Consider the following 12705-nt stretch of genomic DNA (forward strand, 5'->3'; position numbering starts at 1 on the left):
CGGCGGTTGTTCCCGGCCGACGATGGCGAAGCTAGGGGGCGGCATCCTGGTTCCCGCAACGATAGTACGTACGATCTGTGGCGTGAGTAACGCGCTCGACCCGCACATGTTCCGGGACTGCAAGGACGTCGTCGGTCCGGTCCGGGTCGGTGACAAGTGGACCTGCAGGATCCTTCGGTGCCTGCGAGACGGAGACCGTCGTTTCTCCGAGTTGCGCGTTCCGCTCTCCGCCATCACGCCCAAGGTCCTCACCGAGTCCCTGCGCGCCATGGAACGCGACGGGCTCGTCCGGCGGACCGCGCACCCGGGAGTCCCGCCGAAGGTGGTGTACTCGTTGACCGATCTGGGGCGTCGGCTCCTGGAGTTCATGGACACCATCTGCGACTGGACGGTGACCAACCTGCCCGAGATCCTCGAAGCCCGGCGCGCCTACGACGAACGGGTCTCCGTCTGACAGTCGGCGTCACCGCGCCCTGAGCTGCCGGACTGGCGCCGCGTAGCGGAGAGGAACCTCCCGCCCCCACTTGGTCCACTGTGGACGGTCATCGCGCGGTGCTGCGGGATCTCGGTTTCGACGGTCTCCCCACGCCGAGGCCGAGTTGTCCTCCGCCCAGCGGAGCGCGTTGGGGGAAGGCCGCTCGCCGCCTGGTCCGCTCCCCGGCCGGGCTACCGCCGCCCCGGCGCGCCCGTGGTCAGCGGTGGCGCGGAGTCGGCCCCGGCGTGACCATCCACCTGGTGGGCTCCCGAGGCCCGACCGGGACGACGTCCGGTCGGGCCAGGCGTTCGGGGCAAGCCCGAACCCGGCACACGACGGAGGAGGTCACGCGCATGGCCGAGGAGCGGGAACAGGACGTGGTGGATCTGCTGATCAGTCAGCACAACCAGATCAGGAGCTTGTTCGACCAGGTGAGGACCGCCCAGGGCGACCGGAAGCGGGAGCTGTTCCAGGACTTGGTCCGCCTGCTGGCGGTGCACGAGACCGCGGAGGAGGAGACCGTCCACCCCGTCGCGCGTCGGAAGATCGACAACGGCGAGCAGGTGGTCGAGGCGCGGCTGGCGGAGGAGGACGAGGCCAAGCACGTGCTCGCCGAGCTGCACGACCTCGGCGTCGACCACCCCGAGTTCGACACCAGGCTGGAGCGCTTCGCGCAGTCGGTCATCGACCACGCCACCCACGAGGAGAACGAGGAGTTCGTCCACCTGCGGCAGCACCTCGACGCGGACCAGTCGCGCCGGCTGGCCACGGCGGTGCGGGCCGCGGAGGCGACCGCGCCGACCCGCCCGCATCCGGGCGCCGGGGAGTCGGCCATGGCCAATCTCCTGGCCGGACCTCCGATGGCGGTGTTCGACCGCGTGCGGGACGCGGTGCGTGACTGGCGCCAGTCGCACCGCGAGGACTGAGCTCGGCGACCGGGATGTCGGGGACGGACAACGAGATCCGTCCCCGACATCGCCGTGTTCCCGCCTACGCGGCGGCCGTCACCGCCGGACCGGACCGGTCGGCGTTCCTGGTCAGCAGCAGGGCGAGCACGGCGGCCAGCGCGCACAGCGTCATCCCGACGAACAGGGGCACGGCCGAGTGCTCGCCGGCGGCGCCCATCAGCGGGGCGACCAGCGCCCCGAGTCCGCTCTGGAGGGTCCCCAGCACCGCCGACCCCGTGCCGGTCGCGTGCGGCACGCGTTCGAGGGCGAGCGCGGTGGCGGTGGAGAAGACCTGGCCCAACCCCAGGAAGGCGAGGGCGACCAGCCCCAGCGCCCAGACGCGGTTGAGGTGCCCGCTGAGGGTGATCACCAGGGCGGCGGCGCTGGCGACGACCATCAGGGTGAGCCCGACGCGGAGCAGCAGCGCGGGGCGGTAGCGGCCGACCAGGCGCGCCGCGGCCACGCTCGACAGCGTCGCGGTGAGCGCGCAGGCGGAGAAGGCGATGGACGCCTGGCCGACGGAGAAGCCCAGGACGTTCTGCAGCAGGAAGGGCGAGGCCGAGACGTAGCAGAACAGGGCGCCGGTGGCGAGGCAGAAGGCCAGGGTGTAGCCGAGGTAGTGGCGGTTGGTCATGACCGAGCCCGCCGCCCGGAACGTGCCGCGGAGCCCGCCGGCCTGTCGGCGTTCGGCGGGCAGGCTCTCCGGGACGAAGAACCACGCCGCCAGGAGCATGAGCGCGGAGATGCCCGTCAGCACCCAGAAGACCGCCTGCCAGCCGCGGTCGCCGCTCAGGATCACCCCGCCGGCCAGCGGCGCGACGATGGGCGCGATGCCGCCGAGGGCCATCAGCACCCCGAAGATCCGCGCGGCGACCACGCCGGAGGCGAGGTCGGTGACCACGGCCCGGCCCACGACGACACCGGCGGCGCCGCTGAAGCCCATGACGAACCGCAGGGCGATCAACGTGCCCAGCGAGGGCGCGACGGCGCACAGCGCGGTGGCCATGGCGCAGACCGCGGTGCCGACCAGGATCGGCGTCCGGCGGCCGTACCGGTCGGAGAGCGGGCCGAGCACCAGTTGGCCGACCGCGAGTCCGATCAGGAAGGCCGTGAGCGTGAGCTGGACGCCGGCCGCGTCCGTGCCGAGCTCGCCGGCCATCGCGGGGAAGGCGGGCAGGTACATGTCGATCGACAGCGGGACCACGAACGACAGCAGCGCGAGGGTCGCCGTGAGCCGACCCGGGGGTGAGGGGGGTGTGTCGGGCTCCGAGACGGCGGCGCGTGCGGAGACGGGGGTGGTCAAGGACTGCTCCCGGGGGACAGGGCGGCGCGCCGCCACTGGCTATAGTTATGAACCTATAAATACCTCTACCATCGGGAGATGGCCAAGCCCGAATCCGAATCCGTCACCGCCGACGGCGCCGACGGCGCGCGGCTGCTGCGGGAGGCCCGCGACCTGACCCCGGCGCTCTACGCGCTCACCCGCGTCCTGCGCCTGCGCGGGGTCCGCGAGGCGGGCCTGCTCCCGCTGCCGCCCTCGGAGCTGGAGGTCCTGCGCTTCGTGCTCGACGCGCCGGGGACCGGGACCGGCGCGCTCGCCCGCGAGCTGGGCATGCACACGAGCAACGTCAGCACGGCCGTGCGCGGGCTGGTCGCCCTCGGGCTGATCCACCGGGAGCCCGACCCCCACGACCGCCGGGCCGTGCGGCTCTACCCGACCCGGGGCGCCGAGCACGGCATGGCGCTGGTCGAGAACTCGTGGGCGGAGATCTTCGCCGACGCGCTCGCCACCCTGTCCGCGGAGCAGCGCGCGGACCTCAACGCCGCCGTGCCCGCGCTGCGCGCCCTGGGCGAGGCGTTGCGCGAGCGGCGGAACGCGGCCCGCAGCCAGTGAGGACGGGATTCCCCTGCTGCCGCTGGGGAATCCCGTCCTCGCCGTTGCTCGGGCGTGATCGTCGTCGACCTCAGGCGACCTTGGGCGTGGCGCGCATGCCCACGTAGACGCACCGCGAGCCGTCGGTGAGGGTGGCGAAGACGATCGGCATGTACTCCTCGCTGAAGGACGGACCCGCCCCGGAGGCGGCGAACACCGTCTCCGACACCGGCTCCAGGGTCATGTCCAGCGGCGGGGAGAGGTCCTTCATGCCGTCGACGAACTCGTACCGCATGCGCCCGACGCCGTCCTCCGTCCGGCTGACGGTGATGACCACGCCCTCCCGCCGGTAGGTCCCCAGGAGCGGGGTCATGTCCACCGAGATCGGCGGGTTCGCCGGCTCGAAGCGGTCGGGCATGCGGACGCCGGCCAGTTCGCCGAGCAGCTCCCGGAACAGCTCGGCGTACAGCCTGCGGGCGCTGCCGCCGTTGGTCAGCAGCACCGCGATCACGCCCGCCGACGGCACGACCCGCAGGTAGCCGTACTGGCCGATCGCGGCGCCGTCGTGGCCGTAGCCGGTGATGCCGTCCCAGTCGTACAGGTTCCAGCCCAGCCCCCACGCGTCCGCGCTGACGGTCCACTTGTCGGGGACCTCGACCTCGCGGCGCTGCATGGCGGCGACGGATTCGGCCGACAGCACGCGCGTGCCGTCGGGCGCGGCACCGCCTTCGAGGTGCATGCGGGCGAAGCGGACCATGTCGCCGGCGGTGGTGATGATCCGGCCGTAGGGGCCGGCCGAGCGCGGCATCAGGTCCCACGCCGGCGCGGGGTCGGGGTCCTGGCCCGGCTCGCCGAGGTGGCTCATCGCCACCCGGAACCGCAGCGCCTCCTCCGGCAGGGTCACCGAGTGGCCGAGCCCGAGCGGGGCGAACAGCCGGGTGCGCAGCGCCTCGTCCCAGGTCTGGCCGGTCAGCACCTCGATCACGCGGCCCAGCACCACGTAGCCGAGGCTGCCGTAGGAGACGGCGGTGCCGGGCTGGCAGTCCAGCGGCACGTCCCTGGCCGCCTCGACGTAGCGGGCCAGGCAGTCGTCGCCGCGGCCGGAGTCGTAGGTGAAGTCGTTGGTCACGCCGCCGGTGTGGCTGAGCAGCTGCCTGATCGTGATCTTCTTCGTGGCCTCGGGGTCGGGGGTGGCGAACTCGGGCAGCACGTCCACCACCGGGGTGTCCAGTTCGAGCTCGCCGTCATCGACCAGCCGCATGACCAGCGTCGCGGTGTACATCTTCGCGATCGAGCCGGTCAGGAACAGCGAGTCGGGCGTGGCCGCCACCCCGGTTCCCCGGTGCAGCACACCGCTGGCCAGCTCGTGGACCTCCCCGTCGACCAGCACGGCCAGGGACGCGGCCGGGACGTGGTGGGCGGCGCGCAGCTCGTCCAACCGCGCCTGCCAACGGGCGACGTCCAGGCCACGGGCATTGCTCGACATGTCTTCTCCTCGGGTGTTCGCGTCTTCGGCCCCGGCGGGCGGGGGGGGGGCGGGGGGATCGGCGGCGGGCGTGGCGTCGGACCAGCTCGCTGCGTACGCCGTTCCGGTCTGCGCACACTGTACGCACAGCGGATCGGCGTACGCAAGGGCATACGATGTGCGCGAACCGAGAGGAGAACACTCATGACGTCGAAGCAGCCGATCCCGTCGGTGTGGACCAGGCAGAACCGCGAGCGGGAGCAGCCGGCGTTGAGCAGGGGGCAGATCGTGGCCGAGGCCGTGCGGCTGCTGGACGCCGAGGGCGTCGAGGCGCTGAGCATGCGTCGCCTCGGCGCCCGGCTCAACGCCGGCGCGACCTCGCTCTACCGGCACGTGGCCAACCGGGACGAGCTGATCGAGCTGGTCGTGGACGAGGTGTACGGCGAGATCGAGGTGCCGGAGGCCGCCGGCGGGGAGGGCTGGCGCGAGGCGGTGGCCACCTGCGCCCACAGCGTGCGGGCGATGATCCTGCGCCACCCCTGGACCGCCTCGGTGCTCGGCCAGGTCGGGCTGTCCTACCTCGGCCCCCACGTGATGCGCCTCAACGACCGCATGCTCGCCCTGTTCGAGGCGGCCGGTTTCCCGCTGGCGGAGGCGGACCAGGCGCTCAGCTCGGTCTTCGCGTACGTCATCGGGATGGGGATCAGCGAGGCGGCGTGGCTGGCGATGGTCGCCCGCAGCGGTCAGGACGAGCAGGAGTGGCAAGAGAACCTGCGGCCCACCGCGGAGCGGGCCGCGCAGCCGTACGAGCGCCTGCACGAGCAGTTCGTGAGCCAGCAGGCCCAGCACCCCCGGCAGGCCCGCGACGAGAAGTTCCACTATGGACTGGAACGGCTCCTCGACGGCCTGTCGGCGCGCCTCGCGCGGGTCGAATCCGCCGGTGGGTGAGGGTTTCCGTCCCGGAACGACCGGGTGCCCCGGGGAGACCGCCCGCTGGTTCTCCGCCGGGGCTCCGGGCCGTAACTGTCCACAGTGGACGAATGTGGCCGGCGAGATCGGCGGTGTGGTTCACGTCACGGAACGTTTGACTTTCACATTGGTGTGAGACTTTAGCGTCGCCGTGTGGTAGCGAACAGTGCGATCTCCCCCTCTCCCACCGTTCCTCCTCACCTGCCCTCGCCCGCGCGGAGACGAGTCGCCCTGGCACTCCTCACGGCCTGCGTGTTCGTCGTCGGCACGGCGGAGTGGGTGATGGTCGGACTCCTGCCCGGGCTGTCCGCGGACCTCCACCAGCCGATCCCCGTGGTCGGCTCGTTGGTGACCTGGTACGCGCTGGTCGTCACCGTCGCCGGGCCGCTGGTCACCGTCCTGATGCTGCGGGTTCCCCGCCGGACGGCGCTCCTCTCGCTGGTGGCGGTGTTCGTCGCGAGCAACGTGGTGGCGGCGGTGGCCGGCGGGTTCGCGACCCTGGTCGCGGCCCGCGTGGTCACGGCGCTGACCCACAGCACGTCCTTCGCGGTGGCCGTGGTGATCGCGGTGTCGATGTCGCCCGCGACCAGTCGGGGCCGGGCGATCGCCGTGGTCTCCACGGGCTGGAACCTGGCCACGGTGCTCGGCGCTCCGCTGGGCACCTGGGTCGGCGACCACTTCGGGTGGCGCACGACCTTCTGGGGCATCTCGGTGCTCAGCGCCCTGGCGCTGGCCGGCATCGCGACCCTCATCCCACCGTCCACATCGGACGCCCCGTCCGGGGTCCGCGCCGAGGTGCGCGCGCTGCTCGACCGCCGGGTCGCCGGCGTGCTCGCGGTCGCCGTCGTGTCGTTCGCCGGGTTCTACACCCTCTACACCTACATCGCCCCGCTGCTCGGCGACGTCAGCGGTTTCTCGGCGTCGGTGGTCGCCACGTTGCTGGTCGTGTTCGGAGTGGGCGCGCTGGTCGGCAACGCGGTGGGAGGCCGACTGGCCGACTCGGCCCCGTGGCCCTCGCTGTGCGCGGCGCTGGCCGGACTCGCGGCCGTGCTCGGCGTCTTCGCGTTCACCGTCCACGTCCAGTGGGCCTCCGCCGTCACGATGTTCGTGCTCGGCGCCGTCCTGTCGGCCGTGCCGCCCCTGCTCCAGGACAGGGCGCTCGCGGCGGCTCCCGCCGCGCCGACCCTGGTGACCGCGGTCGCCGCCTCCGCGATCAACCTGGGCATCGCGGGCGGCTCGAAGCTCGGCGGCGCGGCGCTCGACGCCGGTTCGTCCCTGGCCGACCTGACCTGGATCGGCGCTCTCGTCGCCCTTCTCTCCGTGCCCCTGGCCGCCTACACCGCGTCCCGCCGCGCGACCCCGACCACGTCCGAGGCGTAGAAAGCGTCGCGGACGTACCGGTGGGAATGCGGAACAGTCGGCGAACTCCGTTTTCGGGTTTTTCCAGTCAATTAGGACAGCCTGTCCCGCCGTAGATGTCGTTCCCCGGCGCCGACACATTTCGGCACCGGGGAACCGACGGTGGGGGCGCGTTCAGCGGGATGCGTTCTTCGCGAAGAGGGAACGGACGGCGGGACGCGTGACGGCGAACAGGAGCGCCAGCAGGACGGCGGCCTGCGCGAGCTGGCCGATCCGCATCCACAACGGGAACTGCGCGCTGACCACCAGGTAGACCTGGCCGGCGCAGCCGAGCACGGCGATGAGCAGCACCCGGACGTAGGTGCGACGTCGTCGCAGGTGGAGTCGCTTGGCCAGGCGGAGGTAGACGAACCCGATGACCAGCACCGAGATCGGGCGGAGCCAGAGCAGGCCCTCCAGCGCGTCGCGCGCGCCGGCGTCGCCGCCGGCCAGCGCCCCGACCTGGTAGTCGAGAATGGCCTTGTCGAACACGAAGGTCAGCGCCGCGAGCGCCACGCTGAACGCCAGGTTGACGTAGAGCAGCCGAATGACCGGCCGCAGCACGTTTTCCGGGGCGGAAGAGGGCGGGGTGGTGGACAGGCTGGCGGGCAAGAGGTGACTCCCTCGGGGTGGTTGAATGGCCGGACTGGTTCCGCGGCGACGGAGGAAGTCGGGGCGGAGTAGCGTGCCGCGCCCCCCGACGAGGAACGGGAAATCCTCTCGGGCGTCCGGCTGCCCGGAGCTTTCCGGTCTGCTTGAGTGAGCAAAATATAGCTCAGTTGAGCAATGAGGGGTAGTGATCCCCGCCGCTGGGAAGATCGCGGAAGGCGACGTGGACCCGTGGACGGGCTGGACCGCCCGAGCCGACCGGGGGCCGCCAGAGCTACCGGGACTGACGGTGGCGGCGCACCGCGTCCCGGTTGGCGCACACGCGGGAGCAGTAGCGCTGCCGGCCGCCGCGACTGAAGTCGACGAAGGCGAACCGGCACTCGGCGAGCGCGCAGCGGCCGAGCCGGTGCATGCCCAGCTCGGTGAGGTGCTGCGCGGCGGCGACGGCGACCACGGCGCGGAGCACGGCGGCCAGCGGCACGCCGTCGTCGCGGTAGTGCAGGTGCCATCCGCTGTCGTCGTGGTCGGTGATGCGGGGGTAGGCGGCGGCCTCGGCGAGCAGGCCGTTGAGCAGGTCGACGCGGTGCCGCTCGCTGTCGGCGTCCACGATCCGGGTCCAGTGCGCGACGAGCTGGCGGGTCTCGGCCAGGTCGGCAGGTTTCGCCGGCGTGGTGCGGCCCAGGCAGGTGCGGGCGACGCGGTCCCGCAGGTCGTCGAGGTCGACCAGCGGCGCGTTGGTGAAGTCGGTCACGAGGCGGAGGATCTCGCCGTAGTAATGGTTCTCCCGCACAAGGCCATTACATCATCGTGCTGGTCATGTCCGCCCCACTCGACCACCGGCCGGAGGCCGGGGCCGCGCCGCCGGCGCCCGTCTCGTGGCGCCCCCTGGTCGCCGCCTGCCTCGGCACCTTCCTGCTCGTCGTCTACACCACGATCGTCACCGTCGCGCTGCCCAGGATCGGCGCGGACCTCGGCGGCGGATTCGGCGCCCTCCAGTGGGTCGTGGACGTCTTCACCGTGGCGCTGGCCGGGCTGCTGCTCGGCATGGGCTCGCTGAGCGACAACCTGGGCCGCCGGCGGGTCTACCTCGTCGGGCTGGTCGCCTTCGGGCTGGCCACGCTCGGGTGTGGGCTGGCGGGCTCTGTCTCCGTGCTGATCGCCGCCCGTGCGGCGCAGGGGATCGCGGGCGCGGCGATGTTCGCCACGATCCTGCCCCTGGTCGGCCTGACCTACCGGGGGCCGGCGCGGGCCAGGGCCTTCGCGGTCTGGGGCACGGTCGCCGGTGCGGCGGGCGCCGTCGGCACGGTCGCCGGCGGGGTGCTCGCCGAACTGCTCGGCTGGCGCTGGATCTTCCTCGGCTCGCTGCCGCTCTGCGCGGTGGCCGTCGTTCTCGGCGTCACCTCGCTGACCGAGAGCGACCGCGCCGGGAACCGCGTCGACCTCCCCGGCATCGTCACCTTCACCCTGGCCGCCACGGCCCTGACCTACACCGTCATCAACGGCGGCGACCACGGTTGGAGCGCGCGGGGCACAGTGGTCGGCGCGGCGGTCACCGTCCTGGCCGCGGTGGCGTTCGTCGTCGCCGAACGCCGCAGCCCGGCCCCGATGGTTCCACCGGCGCTGTTCGGCACCCGCGCGTTCGTCGGCGTGCTGGTCGTCGCCTTCAGCTACTACTTCTCCGGTTTCGGCGCGCTGCCGGTGCTTTCCCTGTGGTTGCAGGAGAACACCGGGCTCGGCGCGCTCAACACCTCGTTGGTGCTCGCGGTGCAGGTCGTCGTGTTCTTCCTGGTGTCCGCGCTCATCAGCGACCGGCTGCACGGCCCGGCGCCGAGCCTGGTGCTGGGCGGCGCGACCGTCCTCATCGGACTGGGCTGCGCCGCGGCGGCCGCCGTGCTGATCAGTCCACAGTGGACGGCGCTGGTGCCCATGCTGGTGGTCACCGGTTTCGGGGCGGGCATGGTGTCGCCGGTGTTCCCCGCGGTGGCCATCGCGGCGGTGCCGGCCTCTTACGGCGGCACGGCGGGCGCGGCGGCCAACAGCTCCCGACAGCTCGGCCTGGCGCTGGGCATCGCCCTGTGCGGCACGATCTACCGCGCCCACGGGCCGGACACGACCGGCGGCGTGGTCGACGTGATGCTGTGCTGTGCCGTGCTGGCCGTGCTGGGCGGAGCACTGGCCGCGGGACTGCTCCGCGGCCACCAACGCCAAGTCGCCAGCTCAGAATGAGCTGGAGCGCCAGCTTTGCTTGTGCCGCAAGGCTTTCCCAAGGCCACGAGGTGCGTGGGGAGGCCCTGGCCAACGAGCCGTGGGCACGCCGCATCCGGTGATCGCGGGGCAAGCGCGTCGTTTCCGCCACCCGCGCCGCAGGCGCGCCGACGAACAGGCTGCGCTGGAGGACATTCCCCACGCCGGCGCGCACCGGCATCGGCGGGAACCGGCTGTCCACCACGCCGGTCGTCGCCTCGGCGAGCCAACCGCTGGCGGCTGACCGAGTGACACCAGGTCGGCTTCTGGCGACAACCACACGAGCGGCTGTTGGCCGACCCGTGCGCCGCGGGTCCGCTGGCCCCTTCCGCCGTGCTGGCGGTCTCCACCCGAGCCCGAAGAGAGGAGCACACGCGCCGAACCCGGTCGATCGACGCACACCCGACACCGAAGCGCCGCCCGATCACCGACGCCACCGGCCTCCCGGCTCGCCGGCTCCACGCCGACCGCGGCTCCGGCCCGGGTGAAGCCCGCTGGCCGGCCGAGCCGACCTCGCCGGATCACCAGGCTCGCGACGAATCCGCGTCCGCACCGAACGACGAGCCGACGTCGGCCGGCCCGTGCTGAGCATCGCCCGCTCGATCACCTGCCGGCGAGGCCCCATCCCGAACTGGTCACCAGACGCCGACGGCCCCGGCGCGCTCCAGCCAGCGCGCCGGGGCCGCCCTCGGGCACCGAGGTCAGTGCCGCAGTTCGAGGCGGGGAACCCCGGGCGGGTCGAAGCCCAGGACCTGGCCGTAGAAGGACAACTCCGCCCGCAACGCGGTCACGATCGTCTCGGCCCGCCGGAAACCGTGCTGCTCACCGGGGAAGGCCAGGTAGGCGTGCGGGATGCCGCGCCCCGCCAACGCGTCGACGAGCCGCAGGCTCTGCTCCGGCGGGCAGATCTCGTCCTCCAGCCCCTGCAACAGCAGGATCGGCCCCGCCAGGTGGTCCACCCGGTTCACCGGCGACCGGTTCCGGTAGCGGTCGGCGGTCTCCGGCAGCGGGCCGACCAGCCCGTCCAGGTAGCGGCTCTCGAAGTCGTGCGTCTCGCCCTCCGACCAGCCGGTCAGGTCGAGGATCGGGAACATCGCGGTGCCGCAGCGGTAGGTGCGCACCGACGTCAGGGAGGCCGCCGTCGTCCAGCCGCCCGCGCTGCCGCCCCGGACGGCCAGCCGCTCGGGGTCGGCGGCGCCCTCGGCCGCCAGCGCCTCGGCCACCGCGGCGCAGTCGGCGACGTCGACCACGCCCCAGTTCTCCCGCAGTCGCTCCCGGAACGCGCGCCCGTAGCCGGTCGACCCGCCGTAGTTCACCGCCACCACGCCGATTCCCCGGCTGGTGAAGTAGGCGATGTCGAGTTGCAGCACGCCGAACACGCGGCCGGTCGGTCCACCGTGGACGTGGACCAGGTAGGGCGGGCGCTCCCCGTCGGGGGCCTCGTAGTCCGGGTTGGTCGGCGGGTAGACGTAGGCCGGGATCTCCTCGCCGTTCGGGCCGGGGAACACCCGGGGCTGGGGCTCCGGCAGGTAGCGGGGGTCGGGGGAGGACGCCGGCTGGTCGCCCAGCGCCGCCAGCTCGCCCGTGCCCAGGTCCAGCCGCACCACCGTCGGGTGCTGGCGGGGGCCGGACACCACGCCCGCCAGGACCTCGCCGTCGGCGGCCAGGGTCGCGCCCCACACGCCAGCGGCGCCCGCCACGGTGCTGTCCACATCGGACAGTCGGCCGGCTCCGGCGTCCAGCACGGCGAGCCGCCCGGCCCGCAGCACCGCGTACCGGTCGCCGCCCAGCCGCGCGAACCACCGCGGGCCCATCTGCCACAGCGGCCCGCCCAACTCCTCCTCGCAGGGGTGCAGGTTGCGGACCTCGCCGTCGAGCCCGATCCGGTACAGGTTCCACCAGCCGTCGGGGTCGGTCAGCGCGCACAGCGTCTCGGCGTCGTCCCACTCGAACTGGCAGACCGCCTCGGTCGGACCGCCGGCCACCACGCGGTGCGGCCCGAACTCCCCGTCGGTCAGCTCGGCCACGCACAGCTCGGTGCCGTCCCACGGCATCGCCGGGTGGTCCCAGCCGAACCAGGCCACGTGCCGGCCGTCCGGGCTGGGCTTGGGGCCGGACAGGAAGTGGTGGCTGGCCGCCAGCACCCGCACCGCGGCGGGGTCGTCGGCCGCGCCGCCGTCCACCGGCAACGCCACGAGGTCGCGGCGCACGTCGGTGCGGAGGTCCCCGGTGACCGTCTCCCGCACGCACCACACCTCGGCGCCGTCCGGCGAGGCCGTCGGCTCGGCGTAGCGGTGGCCGTGGAGGCGTTCGGGCTCCGGGCTGATCGGCCGGGGGAGCGCGCCCGGGTCGGCCGGGTCGACCAGGTACACCCGCTGGTCGTCCCAGTGCGTGAAGACGAGCCGGTCGCCGGCCGGCGTGGGCACGACCGCCCACGGCCGCCCGCCGTACTCGTGCACCCGGTTCCGCGCGTTCCACGGGGCGGAGAGCACCTCGTGCGGCGCCTCGCCGGGGGCGGCCCGCAGCAGGGCGATCCGACCGCCCTCGGCTGGTCGGGCCTCGGCCCACCAGACCTGACCGCCGTGCGTCCCCACCCACTGCGGGGTCCGCGACGAGGCGGCGACGTCCTCGGCGGTGATCGGTGACTGCCACGCTCCGTACGGTGCGATCGACGACACGCCGGGCACCCTATCGCCGTGCGCCGGCCGGCACCCGAACTCGGCCG

General features: G+C 73.1%; 11 protein-coding genes. 6 read left to right on the forward strand and 5 right to left on the reverse strand.

Annotated elements, in window-relative coordinates; translation table 11 throughout:
- Window positions 1–82: 82 nt before the first annotated feature.
- Together BUE43_RS18595 and BUE43_RS18600 are read left to right on the forward strand one after the other, a co-directional pair.
- Window positions 83–454: a winged helix-turn-helix transcriptional regulator gene (locus BUE43_RS18595; protein ID WP_234995788.1), complete on the forward strand. Its 372-nt coding sequence runs from the start codon at window positions 83–85 to the stop codon at window positions 452–454.
- A gap of 374 nt (window positions 455–828) precedes the next feature.
- Window positions 829–1401: a hemerythrin domain-containing protein gene (locus tag BUE43_RS18600; RefSeq protein WP_073484825.1), complete on the forward strand. Its 573-nt coding sequence runs from the start codon at window positions 829–831 to the stop codon at window positions 1399–1401.
- A 64-nt stretch (window positions 1402–1465) separates the two neighbouring features.
- Here the strand turns inward: BUE43_RS18600 and BUE43_RS18605 are convergent, their stop codons facing one another.
- Complete coding sequence (locus BUE43_RS18605) at window positions 1466–2725, reverse strand: multidrug effflux MFS transporter (RefSeq protein ID WP_200797572.1); 1260 nt, start codon at window positions 2723–2725, stop codon at window positions 1466–1468.
- 78 nt (window positions 2726–2803) lie between these two features.
- Here BUE43_RS18605 and BUE43_RS18610 point away from each other — a divergent pair, with 78 nt between their 5' ends.
- Entirely contained in the window at window positions 2804–3316 is a 513-nt protein-coding gene (locus tag BUE43_RS18610) for a MarR family winged helix-turn-helix transcriptional regulator (protein ID WP_083959799.1), read from the forward strand.
- A gap of 70 nt (window positions 3317–3386) precedes the next feature.
- Here BUE43_RS18610 and BUE43_RS18615 read toward each other — a convergent pair whose 3' ends face one another.
- The gene (locus BUE43_RS18615) at window positions 3387–4781 is read right to left on the reverse strand and encodes a serine hydrolase domain-containing protein (RefSeq protein ID WP_073484827.1); all 1395 of its coding nucleotides are present in this window, start codon (window positions 4779–4781) and stop codon (window positions 3387–3389) included.
- A 183-nt stretch (window positions 4782–4964) separates the two neighbouring features.
- On the opposite strand from BUE43_RS18615, the gene BUE43_RS18620 reads away from it, so the two are divergent.
- Window positions 4965–5708, forward strand: a complete 744-nt coding sequence (locus BUE43_RS18620) for a TetR/AcrR family transcriptional regulator (protein WP_073484830.1) — start codon at window positions 4965–4967, stop codon at window positions 5706–5708.
- Between the two features lie 174 nt (window positions 5709–5882).
- Window positions 5883–7109 (forward strand): MFS transporter, encoded by a 1227-nt coding sequence (locus BUE43_RS18625; protein ID WP_143174237.1) that lies wholly within the window; start codon window positions 5883–5885, stop codon window positions 7107–7109.
- A gap of 153 nt (window positions 7110–7262) precedes the next feature.
- Here BUE43_RS18625 and BUE43_RS18630 read toward each other — a convergent pair whose 3' ends face one another.
- Together BUE43_RS18630 and BUE43_RS18635 are read right to left on the reverse strand one after the other, a co-directional pair.
- Complete coding sequence (locus BUE43_RS18630; RefSeq protein WP_143174238.1) at window positions 7263–7739, reverse strand: hypothetical protein; 477 nt, start codon at window positions 7737–7739, stop codon at window positions 7263–7265.
- A gap of 271 nt (window positions 7740–8010) precedes the next feature.
- Window positions 8011–8526 carry a CGNR zinc finger domain-containing protein gene (locus BUE43_RS18635; RefSeq protein WP_073484835.1) on the reverse strand — a complete coding sequence of 172 codons (516 nt, stop codon included), beginning with the start codon at window positions 8524–8526 and terminating at the stop codon, window positions 8011–8013.
- A 26-nt stretch (window positions 8527–8552) separates the two neighbouring features.
- On the opposite strand from BUE43_RS18635, the gene BUE43_RS18640 reads away from it, so the two are divergent.
- Window positions 8553–9962: an MFS transporter gene (locus BUE43_RS18640; RefSeq protein WP_073485026.1), complete on the forward strand. Its 1410-nt coding sequence runs from the start codon at window positions 8553–8555 to the stop codon at window positions 9960–9962.
- Between the two features lie 719 nt (window positions 9963–10681).
- On the opposite strand, the gene BUE43_RS18650 is transcribed toward BUE43_RS18640, so the two are convergent.
- A complete protein-coding gene (locus tag BUE43_RS18650) occupies window positions 10682–12658 on the reverse strand; it encodes a prolyl oligopeptidase family serine peptidase (RefSeq protein WP_073485028.1) in 1977 nt (658 codons plus the stop codon).
- Window positions 12659–12705: the final 47 nt, after the last annotated feature.

It is taken from the genome of Streptoalloteichus hindustanus (assembly GCF_900129375.1).
GTDB lineage: Bacteria > Actinomycetota > Actinomycetes > Mycobacteriales > Pseudonocardiaceae > Streptoalloteichus > Streptoalloteichus hindustanus.

Bases quoted from the DNA above. Each gene is read 5' to 3' on its own strand.
- BUE43_RS18610 (WP_083959799.1), top strand. From the start codon at position 2,804: ATGGCCAAGCCCGAATCCGAATCCGTCACCGCCGACGGCGCCGACGGC.
- BUE43_RS18615 (WP_073484827.1), bottom strand. From the start codon at position 4,781: ATGTCGAGCAATGCCCGTGGCCTGGACGTCGCCCGTTGGCAGGCGCGG.
- BUE43_RS18640 (WP_073485026.1), top strand. From the start codon at position 8,553: ATGTCCGCCCCACTCGACCACCGGCCGGAGGCCGGGGCCGCGCCGCCG.
- BUE43_RS18600 (WP_073484825.1), top strand. From the start codon at position 829: ATGGCCGAGGAGCGGGAACAGGACGTGGTGGATCTGCTGATCAGTCAG.
- BUE43_RS18620 (WP_073484830.1), top strand. From the start codon at position 4,965: ATGACGTCGAAGCAGCCGATCCCGTCGGTGTGGACCAGGCAGAACCGC.